Genomic DNA, 18,252 nt, shown 5'->3' on the forward strand with positions numbered 1-18,252 from the left:
AGATTGATTATGATCGGTGTATGACGGAATTATATAAAGGAGCTTGTACATCTTGAGATATTATGTTCTGGACCGCGGTGATGAGCTGTCAATCAAACTTGCCGAGCAATTTCACAAGCTGGCGGCGGAGCGGGATTTGCAACTGGATGCCGAGTCTCCGGAAATCGTCATCTCGATAGGTGGAGACGGCACAATGCTGCACGCTTTTCATACCTTTATCGATCAGATTCCCAACTTAGCCTTTGTAGGTGTGCACACAGGACACCTCGGCTTCTATGCGGACTGGCAAGCAGAAGAGCTGCCCACCTTAATCGATTATATGTGCGGAACCGGTGATTCTGAGCCGCAGAAGCCGCGCATTGTGAAATATCCATTAATAGAGCTGGAGATTCACAAAAAATCGGGATCTTCGTCTCACATTGCCCTCAACGAATTTACCCTTAAAGGGGTGGATGGAACTATAATGATCCAAATCGACATCAATGATGTCACCTTCGAAATGTTCCGGGGCGATGGACTTTGTATTTCAACTCCCTCTGGCAGCACCGCTTATAACAAAAGCCTTGGGGGCGCTATGGTTCACCCTTCAATAGAAGCGCTGCAGATTGCCGAAATCGCGTCTATTAACAACCGTGTATTCCGGACAATGGGCTCTCCGCTACTACTGCCGAAGCATCATCATTGTGACATTTTTTCATGTAAAGACCAGCGTTTGCTGCTCACCGTAGATCATAACAACATTCCTGTTGATGACCTGATTTCAGTACGCTGTCAAGTTTCAGACAAAAAAGTCAGCTTTGCAAGGTATCGTCCGTTTCCGTTCTGGAACCGTGTCCGTGAAGCTTTCTTAGTCTGAGATCAGGGGATCAAAAAGCTGGAGATTTCAATATCTCCGGCTATTTTTGGTGTGACAAAACTAACACCAATTGATAGACATAGAGAGAAATCAAATGGTATAATGAGGCTATTTTACAAAGAGTTACATAAAAGGAGAGAGTACTGTTGAAAAAATTATTATCCCTCTTGAGCATAAGTCTTCTGGCCCTGATACTGGCGGTCCCGGCTTTTGCTGCTTCAAAACCGATTGATGTTTATATCAACGGCAGTAAGGTTTCCTTTACCGCAGGAACCCCATACTTAGCGAACAATTCTGTACTTGTCCCTTTCCGGGTCATCTTCGAAAAGCTTGGACTGCAGGTGCTTTGGGATGCCAAGACTGGAACAGTAACAGGTAAAAGTTCAAATCTGGCGATCAGCCTGAAAATTGGCAGCAACCGCGCAACCGTTAACGGAACCGTGAAAAAACTGACTACCGCACCAGTCTCCTCAGCTGGCACTACATACATTCCTTTACGTTTTATCGCAGAGGCAACCGGAGGCACAGCCGTCTGGAATTCAACCAGCAGAAGCGTGCAAATTACCACCCCAGTATCCAAAGATAAGGACGAAGCAGCGATTACAGCATTAATCCGTTTGTCTAATAAATATTTCAATGAAGAAAAAGCAATTAGCTTCTATTCCCTTATGGATTCAGAATCCTCTAATGCGGACTCGGTGGCGGATCTTAATGCATCCTTTGAGATTTTTGACATAAAAAATACTATTGAGAGTTTGGAAATCATTGATATTTCAGGCAATGACGCTACTGTCTATACACTGGAAAGCTCTCGCCGGACAGGTGGGGCCTATACGCCAGATACAGAGGACGAATACATGTATACACTTGTCCGCAAGAATGGAAGCTGGAAAATATCATCTGTGGAATCCCAAAGCTCCGTGATACTGCTGACTCGTGAACAAGCTCTAAAAACAGCAGCTAACATTCCTCAAAATGATGCGGATGCCATCAAAGGTAATATCACCAAATATTATCAAGCTATGAATGAACAAAATTCGGCCGCTGTTCTTTCCACCATGACTTCATACGGAGAAGAATATGATACTTCCCTTAAGGAAGATCTGGAAGATTTCTTTACTTCATATGACGTCATTTATACTCCAAGCGTTTCGAGTATCTACTATTTTAGCGCCAAAGAAGCAGCTATTTATGTAGAAAGCAAAGAGAAGGATGCCAGTGAAGAGGAAACTTTTGAGCAAGGCACGATCTTCATTTTATCCAAGTCGGATAACGGGGTATGGACTACTGATAACACCTACAGCGTTTACTATAAACTTGTGAAATCCTAACAACCATACGTCACAGAAAGTTAATTCGTGCAGTGTATACTTTCTTATCTTATAAATTATATAAAAAGGGCGTATGATTCCATGAAATCCAATAAAGTAATAAGTGCACTTCTAGGCAGCTGTCTGGCTTTATCCCTAACTTTTGCTCCAGTGGTGTCTGCTGCCGATGCCGCTCAGGCATCTACAGATAACCGTGATCTTATCAATGAAGTCATGAATATTCTGGAGAACTATAACCTCTCCGGTGTAGATAAGGATACCTTGATTCGTGGAGCCATTGACGGCATGGTGAACACCCTGGATGATCCCTATAGCCAATACTTCAATACCGAGGAAGCGGCACAATTTGAACATGATGTTGATCTGGAATACGTTGGTATTGGTGTTAGATTGCAATATACCGCAACAGAACTCTACATCGAAGACATAACACCCGGTTCGCCTGCAGAACAAGCAGGTCTGAAACGCGGCGATACGATAGTCAAAATTAACGGAATCCCCGTTGAAGAGACTGAAGGTGACGAGTTAAGCGGAGCCGCAGGCACCAAGGTCACTCTGCAGGTGCTCCGGAATGGAGTGTCTAAATCATTTCGTGTAACCCGGAATGAAATCAGCTCAACTTCCGTTACCGGAACCATTGTTGGACAGAAGATAGCCTACATCACACTGAGCGGTTTCACACAGAATTCCGATGAAGAATTCGCCGCCATGCTGAAAAAGATGCGCGCAGCAGGTATGAAATCGATGGTGCTTGATTTGCGTGACAACTTAGGCGGCTATATGGATTCGGCATACAACATTACCTCCAATTTTATGGATAAAGGCATTATGATGTATACCTCTGATCAAACCGGAGCACTTACTCCAGTAACGATTACCAGCGGCAGCAAAATAGGCGTACCCGTCGTTATTCTAACGAATGAGTACACTGCCAGCGCTTCTGAGGCGCTTACTGGCGCATTACGTGACAATAAGCTCGCTACCGTCGTAGGCACTCGTTCTTTCGGCAAAGCACGTATTCAGAGCCTGCTTCCAATGTCTAATGGAGACATGCTGAAGCTGACTACGCAGAAATACCTAACTCCAAATAAAGAAGACTTTAATCACATCGGCCTTGCACCGGATATTGAGGTTAAAGGCAAAACTGCACAGCTGATTACCGCTCTTCAGATTGCAGGAATGAAAAGCATTGAGGTTTCCGGTGATCATCATATCTTGAACGTCAACGGGGTTGCCTTTGCTGGTAATGTGGGTCTAATAAAGCAAGGAGATAAGACTTATGCTTCTTCGCTCGTATTAGGTGCACTGATCGAAGGCGACATCACATGGGATGCCAAGAACAAAAAAGTCATCGTAACGAACGGGGCAGGTAAAGCGACCGGCTTTACATTGTCCTCCAAAGAGGCGCTTTCTCAGAACGGCGAGACCTTCATTGAATTAAATGCCTTTAAGAAGAAGTTCCCTGCGCTTGTATGGAGTTACAATGCAACACAGAAACAATTGAAATTATCTGTAAAATAGATCCTTAATCTCACTAATCATTAAGCTGCTGAATCAAGCACCAATGAGTAAAAACAGGAGTTGTCACATAAGCCATGAAATGGCCGTTGAGACAACTCCTGTTCTTTGTTTAGTTGGATAATATTTGCACCTACGAAACATCTGTAGCACCTATCGGACATGGATGACCCTAAACGCAATATTAATCCATATTTGTTATGCTATCGGACCCCATAGTCGCTATTGGTATGAAAAACACCATAATTACGCCTCTTTCTAACGAATAGCTTCATTGGAGTCCGAAACCCCGCTCAAAAGGCTGAAAATTCGCAAATAACGGCATCTGGGTCCTTAAGCCTTAGGGGATGATGAAACTGCTGGGTCAAGCAGCCAACGACTAACAGCAAAGAGCAGCAGAGCAACACACAGCAGCACAGCAACACCGAGCCCACAGCACAGAGCAGCACTGAGCAACACCGAGCGGCACAGCAACAGCAGAGCAGCGATCTCCAAGTAACGGGAGAAACGCTGCTCTGCTATTTTTTATAAGAAAAAAAGCTGGCTCATTCGTAGAAGGACTCTACTTATGGTTCAGCTTTCATCATTAAGGTTGTGAATTTTCTATGTTTTGATTGTTTTGGTTGTTTTGAGCGCTTTGAGGTTTTGGTGTGTTTTGGGGCTTCTGAGACTGACCTTGTGGCGGTCTGCCTTGGAAATCCTTTTTGGATTTCTTGCCCTGTGAATCCTTGCCCCGGTGATTTCGGCTCTGATGTTCTCTCACAGGTCTATCCTTCGCCATATTGTCCTTAGAAGAAGTCATCTCTTTAAATGCCAATGAGTGATTCGAGCCTTGCTTAGAGGATGTTTCTTTAACAGAGAACTCTTTATCTGCAGCCGCTTCATCACTAGCTTCCCCTTCTTGCTCCAAGGCCTCTTCATCACTCGGCTCTGGTATTTCTTTGATTAAAATATCCTTGAACATGCCTTCCTGTGGTACCTCTTTCAATTTATGCAGCACAAAATAAGCGCAGCCAAAATTGCAGTATTCATTAATATAATCAACCATACCCGAAATCGCTGTATCCCGATTCACCTTAGGATGGTTGTCCCGGTAAAAACCTTTCAAACGCAACTGACTGTAACCCCAGTCACCGATAATATAGTCGTATCTTTCCAGCACCTCGCTATATCTCCCGCGAAACGCCTCCGGATTCCAACCATCCTTATGATCCAACATAAGTTCATAGCCTTTTCCGCCTATTACGATCAAACCTTTTGTCGCCTGCCTTTCTTTGGGTATCGTGGCGTTGATTATGCCGCCATCTATGTGGAATATTGGGCTTTCGGTCGCTGTTCTAGAACCGCTCCTACAGCACCAATATTCCCCTCCGATGACGCAAATCAACGATTTTTATGGGTAACCTAAGAGCAGAGATATCAGAACGCTGTCGCTTCTTCCTCCTCTTACTAACATTCTCCGTGAATTAAACCACAGAAAAGCAATAATTAGCTAGAAGAAACCGCACGCTCCTCGCGAGCTTGAGCTGCAGACTTCACCTGCTCATGCGCATGATAAGAGCTGCGAACTAGCGGGCCTGATTCCACGTGGCTGAAGCCACGCTTCATTCCCTCTTCCTTCAACAGTGCAAATTCCTCCGGTGGATAATATTTCTCCACATTTAAGTGTTTTGGAGTGGGTTGCAAATATTGTCCTAAAGTCAATATATCACAATTTACGGCTCGCAAATCATCCATTGCTTGTAAAATCTCATTCCACTCTTCACCGACACCAAGCATGATGCTCGATTTGGTTGGAATATTGGGTTTCATTTCCTTGGCTCTGCGCAGCAATTCCAAGGAACGAGGGTACTTCGCTTTAGCCCGTACACGATCTGACATCCGTTCCACGGTCTCAATATTATGATTAAGAATGTCTGGATTACTGTTCATGACAATCTCAAGACTATTCCGGTCTCCTAAAAAGTCTGGAATAAGCACTTCAACACTACATAACGGAAGGCGTTTACGAATCGCCGCTACCGTCTCAGCAAAAATCTGAGCGCCACCATCCGCAAGATCATCGCGGGCCACACTAGTCACCACACAGTGACGAAGATTCATTTTCTCTGCAGCTTCAGCTACACGTTCAGGCTCCTGCAGGTCCAGTTCTGTAGGCATCCCTGTATTCACTGCACAAAAACGGCATGCGCGTGTACAAATATCACCTAAAATCATGAAGGTAGCCGTACGGTTTGCCCAGCATTCATAAATATTCGGACACCTAGCTTCTTCACATACGGTATGTAAAGTTTTGGAACGCATCATGCTTTTGATTTCCTGATAGTTGTCACCGGTAGTTAGCTTAATCTTAATCCAATCCGGTTTAGGTTGCTTTGCTGTTTTATTAGACAAAATGATAAACCCCGCTTCCTCCTGAATGTGATGCTGCAGATGAAAGTTGCTGCCTCATATTATAACATGTGCGATTTACAATTGCCTGTTTTTGTGAAATATGCAGGGTGTATCATCTGGAGTTTCCAGCGAGATTTTTCTGGTACCTTTAGACAAGAACGGATAAAAAGTAGCATTTTGCACCAATCTATAAAAAAGCTTCATCCGAAGTAACTACATTCAATTTAATGCCCGGACAAAAGGAGGCTGTTATCTTGCTGGCCCTATTTAAGAATATTAAAAACCGGAGAACCCTGTTATGCCTGTCCGCGGCCGCTATCCTCTGGGGTGGTTTAAACCTTCCCGTTTCAGCAGCTGTAGCGCGGCCTACAATCCAACCGGTGATGAGCAGCGGGGATCCCGCTAGTGCTAGCAAAGAAGCGCAATGGTCTGGCCGTAGACAGCTTTATGAGCAAATGAGCGCAGCTACTGGTATCCCGTGGTTTAGGTTCGCAGCCATTGATCAATATGAACGCACGCTCGCCAAAAAGGGAGCCTCAGGGCAGCCTGTCTCCACGCGCCTTACAGCCATAAAGATCCCGGCACCGGTATGGGCAGGTCCACTCAATCCGGATCAGGGGGATACTTCCCCGAACTCCATTAGCTTCTTTGATGGTTTTGGCAGTGATGGCTCAGGAGACGGCATTGCTGATCCAGAGAATGATGCGGACGTTCTCTATAGCATGGCTAGACACTTATTGAAGTATGGACAATCCGCTAGTGATTTCAGTATCGGGGTCTGGGAGTATTATCACAATGGCCGCGCCTCGCAGCGCATTACCCAGTTCGCGAAGTTATATGAACATTTTGGACGGCTGGACCTATCCGGCAATGCCTTCCCGCTTCCCTTAAGTAACCTTTATTCTTATCGTAGCACTTGGGGCACTGGAAGAAGCTGGGGTGGAGCACGTATCCATGAAGGAACAGATTTATTTGCACCTCAAGGAGTGCCAGTCCGAAGCACCTGCTTTGGCTTAGTGGAGACAAAAGGCTGGAACCGGTACGGCGGCTGGAGAATCGGGATTCGCGATATTGAGAACCGTTACCATTATTACGCTCATCTATCTGGATATAACAAAACCATTTCTCGCGGAGATATAGTCACCCCCGGTGAAATTATTGGCTGGGTAGGCAGCTCGGGTTACGGCAATCCCGGAACTCAAGGGAAATTTCCTCCGCATCTACATTTTGGCATTTACCGCGATCGCGGAATTACCGAATGGGCTTTTGATCCGTTTCCGTTGCTGAAACAATGGGAGAATCAGGAATATAGAGACTTAAAGAACAAAAGAAGCAAAAAAAGTGCCGTAAATTAGAATAAGGTCCCTTTCCTTAGAGAGGGGCCTTTTCTTTTTTAATACAACATCAAACAGCCGAATGGTTCAATGCTGACCGTAAGCTTATTATTATTTTTAAAAATTACTCCAGACAATAAATCAGTTAATTCGTTCTTATCAGCTCGATATGGGCTAAGCTCTAGTTGGTAAGGGTTTGGAGAATTATTGATAATCAGCCCTATCTTTTCGTGCTCCACACCTCGTATGTAACCAAGCACATTACGAACTTCATCAGTAAACCAAGGACGGAAGGAGCCTTTGCGCAGAACCTCATGACTTTTTCTCAGAGAAATCAACTGTTGATACCACTTATGCAGCACTGCATTCTGAGCTTGTTCTTGCCATATCATAGCTTTTCTACAGTGGGGGTCCGTCGCCCCTTCCATCCCAACCTCATCCCCGTAATAGATCATTGGAATGCCGATATAGGTCATCTGGAAAAAAACAGCCAGCATCATACGTTCAACAGCGGTACCCAAGCGGTCCCAACCACGCCCACCTTCTTTACACGCTGTAAGAAACCGCAGGGTATCATGGCTGCCAAGCAACTGAAACATAGCTGAATTCGCCTGGTCATTATACAACGCCTCCTGATGGAGCAATTGCTCCATAAAGCGAACTGGCCCCGTCGATTGTTCCGCAAAAAATTCTAACACTGCATCACGAAGCACATAATTCATTCCTCCATCGAACTGATCCCCTCTAAGCCATGGCCCAGAAGCATGCATAATCTCACCGATCAGCAGGATTTCAGGATATTCAGATTTGAGTTCTTGCCGAAACCGGGACCAAAAACGCGGATTAACTTCATTGGCCACATCCAGACGCCAGCCGTCAATCCCTGTCTCGCGCACCCAATACTTCGCAACCTCAATCATGTAATTCGCCGTATCCGGATTGTCCATGTTCAGCTTTGGCATATGCGCTTCAGCTTTGGCAAACGTTTCATAATTGGGTACAGGGGTCTGCGTAACCGGAAAGGAATGAATGAAGAACCAATCTTTATACGGAGATTGCTCTCCTTTTGCCAACACATCCTTAAACGCGAAAAAGCGATCTCCCGAATGATTAAACACAGCATCTAAAATCACTTTGATTCCATGTCTGTGCGCCTGGCTGACCAGTGCCTTCAATCCTTCCGTATCCCCAAATACTGGATCAACCTTATAGTAATCGGAGGTATTATATTTATGTTCTGAAGGAGACTCAAATACAGGCGTCATATAAACAACGTTTACTCCTAACTGTTGCAGGTAGGGCATTTTGTCAGAGATGCCTTGTAAGGTCCCTTCGTTATAACTGCTGGGATAGATTTGATAGGTTACTGCATCCATGCTCCATGAAGGTAACTTCAACACCTCAGAATGATGGAGATATGCATATTGAAAAGAACCCGCGCGTTCCCGGTTCTCCGACGCCCCTCTCTCTCCATACCAGACATATTCACCAGCAGGATTAGTTACATGGAATAGATATCTGCATTTTTTAGTAGGGGTCTCAATGACCGCTTCATGTATCTCATAAACACCTGCCGACCCAATCCGCTCCATTTGCAAAGGAACTTCATGCCCCGGAGAATCATAACGGTCTGAGTAGATGACGGTACAGGATAATTGTTGTCCAGCTTGCGTGAACAGTCTGAGCTTCAAGATGCCCGTACCCATAGGATAGGCAAACGGATCTTCACTTGTATGATATAAAAACCATGTATGAGGCATAACTTCTAAACTCCTTTTTATACTTTTATCGTTAAATCTATGAGACTTATTGTGATTAGAGAGACTGCTAAATTTGTGTTATTATGGTTACAAATACCGTTCCGGATTATGAGGGGAAGACAATGAAAGTAACCATTTCTGATATTGCCAAAGCAGCCAATGTGGCTAAATCTACCGTATCCAAAGTATTAAACGATTCCCCAAAAATATCACAGGAAACGAAACACAAGGTTCGCGAAATTATGAAGCAAATGAACTATACACCAAGTAGTATCGCTACCGGATTAGCCAGACAAAGCAGCTGTAATATTGGTCTCCTGGTCGATATGTCCAAGGAAAGTGAATTTCTAAACCAGTTTTTCTACAACATCATCGGTGGAATAGAAAGTGTAATTGCACCTTTAAAATACGAGCTGACTATTTCCAATGTACAGCATAGTAGTCCGGAAGGACATTTTCTAAATAGACTTGTATTCAGCAAACGTGTCGACGGAATCATAGCGAATAACTCCGTACTAACGGAAGAGCTTTGCGAAGAACTAAACCGCTTGGAGTTTCCCTACATCTCCATCGGCGAAATTATGACTCCCGGAAGCTGGGTTGATTTCGATAATGAAGCAGGCGGCAGCATGCTGACCTCACATTTAATAAAGCAGGGGTACTCCAAAATAGCCTTCATAGGCGGGCAGCAGCAGGAAAAGATTTATACCCATCGTCTGAGTGGATATTTGCAAGCATTGCAGCAAGCAGATCTTGCCGATCAGCAGCAATGGATTATCAATTGTAAGGCTGATGAACATGAGAGCTATCATGCTGCACTTGAGCTTCTACAGAGCGAAGATCGACCAGACTCCGTAGTATGCATGAACAGCTATGTTGCCTTCGGGGTGCTTCAAGCTGCAAAATCACTGGATATTCATGTTCCCTCACAGCTCGGCATTGCCGCATTTGATGAATATCCTCTGTCCCGTTACACTACGCCTCCTCTAACCTCGCTGAATATCGACACCTTCCAGCTGGGGGTATCTTCAGGCGAGCTGCTGATGCAACGCATTCGTAATAACAACATACCCTCTAGGCATTTGCTTCTCGAGCCAGAACTCATTCCTCGTGAGTCAACTATGAGATCCCAGTTCCCGGCGGGAACGTAGTGAAGAGGCAGGAAGCTTGGTTGCTCTGACTGCTGATTTAGCTTGATTGAGCTTGCATAGCTGACTGAACATTATTGCGCTGAGTGCTGTTTCGGTTTGATTGTCTTGAGTAACTAACTGAGCTTGATTGAGCTTGTATAGCTGACTGAACTTTATTGCGCTGCGTGCTGTTTTGGCTTGATTGTCTGGAGTAACTGCTTTAGCTTGATCGAATTTGAGTAGCTAAAATGGCTACATCGGATTTAATTGCATTTTGTGCAATAGAAATCCTTATAGGATGGGTAACATTCGATTTAATTGCACTTTGTGCAGTCAAAACTCATAAAATCGGTAAAAAACAGCCTTTTTCCTGAATTCTACTGCACAAAATGCAGTTAAATCTTTCTTCCAGCTTCAAACAGAAAGTCTAATTGTACTTTCTGCAATTAAAAAGCTTCATACTGCTTACCAAGGAGCGGCCCCATACGGGAGCCGCTCCTTGTTGTGTTTAAGCTGTAGATATTATGAAGCTTATAGATCCTTCCAGCGCTGAACCGTCAGATTTACGGTTTGTGCACCGCCTGATGGCGTAAGGGTTCGATTGGAAAGATCCGATCCATTCGAATTCACCTCCACATTAGTCCAAGCGCCTCGTGTAACTTTGTATTGAATTGCTGTTCCCGCCGGTAGACTTAGTGTGATGGAGTAAATACCGTCACTACCCTTCGTCAGTTGGTAGTTCGGATCTGCCGCATTCCAGCTATTGAAGGAACCGGAGAGATAAACGGGACCACTCACAGGAGTAGACGCAGGAACAGTTGCTCGGAATGTAACACTATCCGCTTGTGGCTCTCCTGCGGTGATGTTACCATTCACCATACTCCAGGTGCCCGCAGCAAAATGATAGTTATTGCCTCCATTGTTATCCCATGTGCCACTGCCATTATTAAAGGCTGCGGTCAGCCCAGCTGCCGTGTCCAACTGAATCGTAACCGCCTTATATCCTGTAAAAGCAGAAGCTTGAAGCTGCTCGCCTGGAGACGTCGTCCAGACCGTTGAACCATCGAGCTTATAATGGATATAAGAGCTGCTATAAGCCGCATTCTTATAATAGATCGTTGCCGTACTGCCGACAGGTGTTGCCGTTGGTGTTGGCGTTACGGTGGGTGTCGGCGTTACCGTTGGCGTCGGTGTTGGCGTTACGGTTGGTGTCGGTGTCGGCGTTACCGTCGGAGTTGGCGTTGGTGTTACCGTCGGTGTCGGTGTCGGCGTTACGGTTGGTGTTGGTGTCGGCGTTACCGTTGGTGTCGGCGTCACGGGTCCACCCGATTGAATATTGCCAGTTGGTGTATAGGTCCAGGTGCCGGCACTAAATAAATAGTTGCTGCCCCCGTTACTGTCCCAAGTGCCGCTGCCATTGTTAAAGCAAGCTTCAAGCTGGCTGGCTGAGCCAATATTAATCGTTATTTTGTTGTAGCCTGCTACATCAGAGACAGGTATCGCCACACCCGGTGATGTCGTCCAAGTTCCTCCTGCAGGACGATAATGAATATAAGGCGAGGTATAGCCCTGCTTATAGTAAATAGTGACACTGTTCCCCGCTGGTGTTGTCACTGAAGCAATCGCGCTAAGGAGGGATAGATTGCCTGCTGCATCCATTGCTTTTACCGTATAGTCATACGTAGTACTGGCAGATAATCCGTTATCCGTATATGAAGTAGTTGCGGATGTACCCACTTTTACGCCGTTGCGATAAATTTCATATCCGGTCACACCTACATTGTCGGTGGAAGCGGTCCAGCTTACTAAAGCACTGGATGCATTTTGAACGGTTGCGGTCACGTTAGTGGGTACAGTTGGAGCAACTGTATCTGTAGGAAGCTGTTGTTTGGCATAGATTTTGGCTGCATTTGCACCCACGGTTACAGTGATCTGCTTGCCAGTTGCTCCACCCGATTGTACGGTTACCGTATCCGAAGTGTTCAACTGGTTATAAAGAACCGTCCCGACTGCCAAGCTGCTCTCTGCACGCAGTGGAATGGTAACGGTCTGCGAGCCGCTGGATTTATTACTGAATACGGAGATAACTTCCTGCCCCAGATTAGTTCCAGTGTCAATACGACGTGAAAAAGCATATAAGTTCTGTGCAGACCACATTTCACGTTGAGTGCCTGTACGGAGTGCCGGATTATTTTTCCGAATCTCATTAAGTTTGGCTACGTGCTTGTAGGTGCTGGCATTCTCATTAAAATAATTCTCTATTACATTGCCGTTTGCATCCCGTTTCACCATTGACCAGCGGTTCCAGGTATCGGCGATGCCTCCCGTCATAATCTGCCCATTACCATTGCCTTTGTTCTGTTCCGTACCTTGGAAGACAACGGGTGTTCCACGCACTGTAAAAATAAAACTCAAAGCGTTCTGCAGCTTATCTACGCTTCCTCCAGCTTCTGTGAGAAAACGATTGCGGTCATGATTGTCGATAAAGGTAACCATGTGATTGGCATTTCCGTTATAGTAGGAATCCTGTGCCAAGGTGCTTTTAATATTGGAGTCAAAAGACTGCCCATATGCGAAGCTATTTAGAACGGAGAAGAACATTGGGAAATCAAGCATGCCCCACTCCTTGTTGTTGCCGACCCAGCGCGAGACAAATTCAGCATTGCCGTCAAAATTCTCGCCAAAGGTATTAACCCCCAGATAATTTTGCAATTCACCAATATCAGTCGGCTTCATCAGCTTGGCTGCGTCTACACGCGCACCATCTGCCCCTGTATAGTCAAACCAGCCTTTAATCGAATCAAATATGGCCTTTTTAGCAGCAGGGACATCGAAGTCAATGTCATCCAGTCCGCCTAGATCATGATTTTCTAAGTAATCCTGTGCCCATTGATCATATCTTCCGTCTGCCAAAGACCAGTTGATATCTCCATTATGGTGATACCAAGCCGGGTTATTGAAAGGAGCTGCTGGCTGCAGACTAGGGATATCATAGTAGGCTTGGGTACCCAGCATATAATCCCCGATATGGTTTGGCACAACGTCTATAACCACCTTGATGCCAACCGCATGTGCGGAATCCACTAACTCCTTCAGCTTCTCCTTTGTACCAAAGTAGGGATTGGCTGCGTTAGGGTCCTTAACGTTGTACCCGTGATACGCCGTGTTTTTACCGCTGCCATTGTTCTCCCGATTCGTCATTTGCGGCTCCGCCACTGGGGAAATCCAGATCGCGGTGTAGCCCATATTTTTAATATAAGATAGCTTGTCGATCACTCCTTGCCAATCTCCGCCTTTCATATAACGGAAATCTTCTTCAGAGTTCTCGCCATAGCGAATTGCCGCTCCCGTAGCATTGTTGGAAGAGTCCCCGTCATTAAACCGGTCAACCATAATCTGATAAATGGTATCATTCTCGTTAATCGTACCGATGCTGGCCGCATCTGCCTGTTGTGGCGCTAAGACGAATAAATTAATCACAGTAGAAAGAAGAATAGATGTAATCAGAACGGGCACGTACCATAACTTACGTTTCATCGCGCGCATCTCCCTCTCTTATTAAAGCGTATTCATAACACACTAAAACCTACTTCTTGGATTAAAAACGACCTTTCCAGCGATGTTTTTGGCATAGAAACAAACGAATTTTAGGGAAACCGGTTTCCCTACTAAAAATTACCATGACACCAGACGCGTTGTCAAGCCTTAAAATTGAAATGCACAACAAAAAAAGAGCTCCTATTTAGGAAGCTCTTGGAGTTGAATATTTACTGTTTGAGTTCAGCGTCCCGCCGTCTGAATAAACTGCAAGACCTCATTCATAATTCGGTCCTTCTCTTCACAATGGCACACCATATGACCACTGTTGTCGACCATCAGCACCTGTTTTTGGGTCGCCTTGATCATATGATGTCGTAGGTAATCGGCGCTTCTAGTCTTCACTAGATGATCTCTTTTTCCTTGCACGATCAGGGTTGGAGTCTCAATATGCGGATAGACAGAAAAGCTCTCACGAACCAATCGCTGGAACTCTCGAGTTGCTTTTGGAGGCGTTGAACTGAATTTACTAATATAAGTTTTTAGCATGGAAAAGCTCCCAAGGGTCTTAATAATTTCTACAGGATTCAGCGGAAACACAGGGGTAGACAACAAAGTGAGAGATTTAATCCAAGGTTTATAGCGCACGGAAAGATGTGAAGCAATAAGAGCACCGGTTGAAAAACCGATCAGATGAACGCCGTCATTTGTCTTTAACAGCTCTGTTAATTCATCCTCAGCACTTTGCTGCCAATCATGTCGATCCGAATGCAGTAGATCATTCCTGCTGCCCCCGTGCCCCTTCAGGGTAAATGTTCTGGAACGATAATTATGCTGCTCCATAAACTGGGACAAGGGAGAGATTTCATGCTCACCTCCGGTAAAGCCATGAATAAATAAACAACTTTCCATAATTGTCCCTCTTTTCACATTCCATACTGAATTCCAACTTTATTGTATAATGCCAATCCCCTTTATTTTCTATTCATTCCAACCTTCTATGTAAAACCTTAACCAAATGATGTCAAGGTTTACCACCGTTATAGTTTCAAAAAAAAATATAAACTCTATTGCTCCCACCAAAGAAGACCAAGTGCAGAAGTAATCGTTAAGCCTACAGCCGAGCTAGATGAAGTTACGTTAGCACAAATAGCAGTCCCCGGCGGAACGATGATGCTGCCCGTAAAGTTCTGTGAGAAAGCGCCTGGAGCTAATTGATAATTGTAAAGCGTCGTCCCCCCGCTAATTGCCGCTGTTGAAGATTGAACGGTCATCGCACTTGTAGCCGCGCTTCCGAGATTATTATTGGTTGGTGTCAAGGTTGCAGGAGAGGTTAACGTCCCTCCTTTTACAATTGTAAAGCTTCCAGACATAGCCGATAGCAGAGAAGATCCGCCGATACTGCCGCTAATACGAGAGATATATACGGTTTTCCCGCTACCAGCAGCATTACTAATCCGAATAGAAGTAATTGCAGAAATAAGACTAAGTACGACCAAACTAGACGCGGATGTGTTGGTAGAATACAAGACCGCAGCCTTCGAAGCACTTATTTCAGGTGGCGCGCTGATATCCGGAGATTGGAAGGTATTGACCATATCCACAAAAAGAGGTTGATCATTGTCGTTAAACACATATTGATTAGGCATGATTATCCCCTCCCATTTCTAATATTCCCACCAGCTGATAGATGTTGTCGCTGCTGAAGTTCCCGATGCAATCGTGATGGACGTGGTTATGGAATTTCCGGGAGGAACAACGATTTGTCCAGTAAAATCAACAATGACGGGACCCGCTGCCAGTAATAAAGATACTAGAGTGGCCGGACCTCCCGTAGGGGCAGAAGTCGAGGTTCTGGCCGTCATCACACTGGTTAACGCACTTCCAAAATTAAAATTTATCGGTGTAACGGTAGTCCCGGTGACCGTAGCGTTCCTAAGTAGAGATAAAGTAACAGCAGCTGTTGCCGAGCTAGCTGCAACACGGGATACATACAATGTACGTCCGCTGCCTGCCGGATTACTAATCTGAACAACTAACGGTGCAGCAGTCGTTACCGTAGAAGTAAAAGGGATTCCAAACAATAGCCCCGCCTTAGCCGCTCCTCCCTCCGGAGCTGAATCTATACCAGGTGCAACATACGTGTTGACTTGTTCTGTAAAGAGTGGCTGGCTACTCTGATTAAAGACTGAATCGTTTGGCATGCGCTATCCTCCCCGTACTTGAGCTTATCTTATTTTATGCCGCTCTAAGTAACAGGTTGTTTGGGAATGTGCGTATTTTTGCTTTCCCAGCCCAATCACCTCTTATTTTTCACCATATATTATTATCACCATTCGAATGGCTAAGGATTGTCCCTAACGGTTCGCGGCTTATTGAACTGCGGTTTATTGATGCTCAGGGCTCAAACGACGGTTAGGGTCCTTTTATGGATAGGGTTCCAGAAAACCCGTAGGAGGTGAATGAAATCCATAACGGTCTGGAACTAAAAAAGCGCAGCAAAATAAAACACTCAAAAAAACAGGGGAATTGTTCTAGAAATCCGCAATCATTTCCACCTCCAAAGGGTCGAAGAAACCGCCGTAAGGTGACGATCAGTCCTTTATTTTCCGAGCATCAATTTATCGGATTCCCCGTGTCCAGCTCCATTTCACCTCTGCCTTGGCAAAAAAGCGGAACCAAAACGATGATCTCTTACGCAGTTATGAACCAAGGAGACCACCCTGTTAGCGTCCGCTTGGAGATTAGTCCGAACAGTTTTGATTCTTTTATAGATTCAGAAGAGATCGTGGCTGCAAAAGAAATGAAGGTGCTAGTGCCAAGCAGATTTTTAAAGTGGACTCGGATATCCGCCTCCACGCAACAGTCAACGGGTTTAGGCAAAATTGATGTATACGTCCAAGCCCAGTCTATAGGTATGAGTTAACAATTTTATAAGAGAGGGACGAGGAACTTTGCCTAACTACAGCTCTTTTCAAGCTAATCCCGATAATCTACGAACGCTTATTTTTGGCCGGGATGCCTCGCTGATTGATCATCCGCTCACTACAGATCCAGGCGGAAATCTAACGACAATTATCCTAGATGGTACGATTTCCAATATACTCGGAGCTACCATCACTGCGGGTACTTTGTCATCAGCAGGAACAGTTACTAACATTCTTAACGGGACGATCACTAGCGTACTCGGAGCTACCATCACTGCGGGTACTTTGTCCTCCGCAGGTACGGTTACCAACATTCTTAACGGGACCATTACTAGCGTACTTGGAGCTACCATCACAGCTGGTACCTTGTCTTCCGCAGGTACCATTACTAACATTCTCGCAGGTACCATTACTAACGTACTCGGGGCTACCATCACTGCGGGTACTTTGTCCTCCGCAGGTACGGTTACCAACATTCTTAACGGGACTATTACTAGCGTACTTGGAGCTACCATCACAGCTGGTACTTTGTCTTCCGCAGGTACCATTTCTAACATTCTCGAAGGCACGATTACTAGCGTGCTCGGAGCTACGATTACGGCTGGTACCATTACTAGTGTACTAGGCGCAACTATTACCGCGGGTACTTTGTCCTCAGCAGGAACGGTCACCAATATCCTTAACGGGACCATTACTAGTGTGCTAGGGGCTACGATCACAGCTGGTACCCTATCCTCAGCAGGTACGGTCACCAATCTCTTAAACGGGACCATTACCAGCGTGCTTGGAGCCACAATCACCGCTGGTACTTTGTCCTCAGCAGGTACAGTAACCAATCTCTTAAACGGGACCATTACCAGCGTGCTCGGAGCCACGATCACTGCGGGTACTCTGTCTTCGGCTGGTACAGTAACCAATCTCTTAAACGGGACCATTACCAGCGTGCTCGGAGCCACGATCACTGCGGGTACTCTGTCCTCAGCAGGTACGGTCACCAACCTCTTAAACGGGACCATTACCAGTGTGCTTGGAGCCACCATTACCGCTGGTACGCTCAGCAGTGTGACCTCTATTTCACAACGCAGCTTTATCGAACAGACGACGACGGGTATTGCAACTGCTAATGCCTATACTCCACTGCCAGCAGTGACTACAAGCGTATTGGGTACCTATTCCTTTTTCATCAATAACACTGGAGCTAACCCGGTCAACACACGAGTAGAAATCAGTGCTGACGGAACGAACTATTTCGTCGATACCACAGGAGATAATCCTTTAGCAGCAGGTTCTATAGATGTCATAGTTCCGGCCAGATTCTTGAAATATACACGCTTATCCTATCAATCAACGAATGCAGGAGCCGCCTCAACAATCAATGTAAGTTTCAACGCACAGGGAACGTAATGCAGATGCCCATCATATGTTGTAACGAAAGAGTGCATGGATATCCATGTGCTTTTTCTTT

Annotated in this window: 14 protein-coding genes; 7 read left to right on the plus strand and 7 right to left on the minus strand. The window is 45.4% G+C overall.

Features of this window, described 5'->3' with window-relative positions:
- Positions 1 to 52 precede the first annotated feature (52 nt).
- The 3 genes from MKY54_RS26135 to MKY54_RS26145 all read left to right on the plus strand — a co-directional run bounded on the left by MKY54_RS26135 (position 53) and on the right by MKY54_RS26145 (position 3,708).
- A complete protein-coding gene (locus MKY54_RS26135; RefSeq protein WP_036685317.1) occupies positions 53 to 856 on the plus strand; it encodes an NAD kinase in 804 nt (267 codons plus the stop codon).
- 146 nt (positions 857 to 1,002) lie between these two features.
- Positions 1,003 to 2,187 carry a copper amine oxidase N-terminal domain-containing protein gene (locus MKY54_RS26140; RefSeq protein WP_339188434.1) on the plus strand — a complete coding sequence of 395 codons (1,185 nt, stop codon included), beginning with the start codon at positions 1,003 to 1,005 and terminating at the stop codon, positions 2,185 to 2,187.
- A gap of 81 nt (positions 2,188 to 2,268) precedes the next feature.
- Positions 2,269 to 3,708, plus strand: coding sequence for a S41 family peptidase (locus tag MKY54_RS26145; RefSeq protein ID WP_076128004.1), 1,440 nt, complete (start codon positions 2,269 to 2,271; stop codon positions 3,706 to 3,708).
- A 583-nt stretch (positions 3,709 to 4,291) separates the two neighbouring features.
- On the opposite strand, the gene MKY54_RS26150 is transcribed toward MKY54_RS26145, so the two are convergent.
- Together MKY54_RS26150 and lipA are read right to left on the minus strand one after the other, a co-directional pair.
- A complete protein-coding gene (locus MKY54_RS26150) occupies positions 4,292 to 4,957 on the minus strand; it encodes a YutD family protein (RefSeq protein ID WP_081387240.1) in 666 nt (221 codons plus the stop codon).
- A gap of 236 nt (positions 4,958 to 5,193) precedes the next feature.
- Entirely contained in the window at positions 5,194 to 6,099 is a 906-nt protein-coding gene (lipA, locus tag MKY54_RS26155; protein ID WP_036685320.1) for a lipoyl synthase, read from the minus strand.
- A gap of 254 nt (positions 6,100 to 6,353) precedes the next feature.
- Here lipA and MKY54_RS26160 point away from each other — a divergent pair, with 254 nt between their 5' ends.
- On the plus strand, positions 6,354 to 7,454 hold the full coding sequence (locus MKY54_RS26160; RefSeq protein WP_076128006.1) for a M23 family metallopeptidase: 1,101 nt from the start codon (positions 6,354 to 6,356) through the stop codon (positions 7,452 to 7,454).
- Positions 7,455 to 7,492: 38 nt separating this feature from the next.
- Here the strand turns inward: MKY54_RS26160 and MKY54_RS26165 are convergent, their stop codons facing one another.
- On the minus strand, positions 7,493 to 9,193 hold the full coding sequence (locus MKY54_RS26165; RefSeq protein ID WP_339188439.1) for a glycoside hydrolase family 13 protein: 1,701 nt from the start codon (positions 9,191 to 9,193) through the stop codon (positions 7,493 to 7,495).
- A gap of 122 nt (positions 9,194 to 9,315) precedes the next feature.
- Between MKY54_RS26165 and MKY54_RS26170 the strand changes: the two genes are divergently transcribed.
- Positions 9,316 to 10,344: a LacI family DNA-binding transcriptional regulator gene (locus tag MKY54_RS26170; RefSeq protein ID WP_076128009.1), complete on the plus strand. Its 1,029-nt coding sequence runs from the start codon at positions 9,316 to 9,318 to the stop codon at positions 10,342 to 10,344.
- Between the two features lie 510 nt (positions 10,345 to 10,854).
- Here MKY54_RS26170 and MKY54_RS26175 read toward each other — a convergent pair.
- The 4 genes from MKY54_RS26175 to MKY54_RS26190 form a co-directional block, all read right to left on the minus strand.
- Entirely contained in the window at positions 10,855 to 13,860 is a 3,006-nt protein-coding gene (locus MKY54_RS26175; protein WP_076184774.1) for a carbohydrate binding domain-containing protein, read from the minus strand.
- 243 nt (positions 13,861 to 14,103) lie between these two features.
- Positions 14,104 to 14,772: an alpha/beta fold hydrolase gene (locus tag MKY54_RS26180; protein ID WP_036685332.1), complete on the minus strand. Its 669-nt coding sequence runs from the start codon at positions 14,770 to 14,772 to the stop codon at positions 14,104 to 14,106.
- A gap of 155 nt (positions 14,773 to 14,927) precedes the next feature.
- The gene (locus MKY54_RS26185) at positions 14,928 to 15,509 is read right to left on the minus strand and encodes a hypothetical protein (protein WP_036685335.1); all 582 of its coding nucleotides are present in this window, start codon (positions 15,507 to 15,509) and stop codon (positions 14,928 to 14,930) included.
- Between the two features lie 18 nt (positions 15,510 to 15,527).
- Positions 15,528 to 16,064: a hypothetical protein gene (locus MKY54_RS26190; protein ID WP_036685336.1), complete on the minus strand. Its 537-nt coding sequence runs from the start codon at positions 16,062 to 16,064 to the stop codon at positions 15,528 to 15,530.
- Positions 16,065 to 16,447: 383 nt separating this feature from the next.
- On the opposite strand from MKY54_RS26190, the gene MKY54_RS26195 reads away from it, so the two are divergent.
- Positions 16,448 to 16,786, plus strand: coding sequence for a DUF6385 domain-containing protein (locus MKY54_RS26195; protein WP_076128014.1), 339 nt, complete (start codon positions 16,448 to 16,450; stop codon positions 16,784 to 16,786).
- Positions 16,787 to 16,814: 28 nt separating this feature from the next.
- The gene (locus tag MKY54_RS26200; RefSeq protein WP_256716118.1) at positions 16,815 to 18,191 is read left to right on the plus strand and encodes a DUF6385 domain-containing protein; all 1,377 of its coding nucleotides are present in this window, start codon (positions 16,815 to 16,817) and stop codon (positions 18,189 to 18,191) included.
- Positions 18,192 to 18,252: the final 61 nt, after the last annotated feature.

The sequence above is a fragment of the Paenibacillus sp. FSL P2-0121 genome (genome assembly GCF_037975345.1).
Taxonomy (GTDB): domain Bacteria; phylum Bacillota; class Bacilli; order Paenibacillales; family Paenibacillaceae; genus Paenibacillus_AQ; species Paenibacillus_AQ odorifer.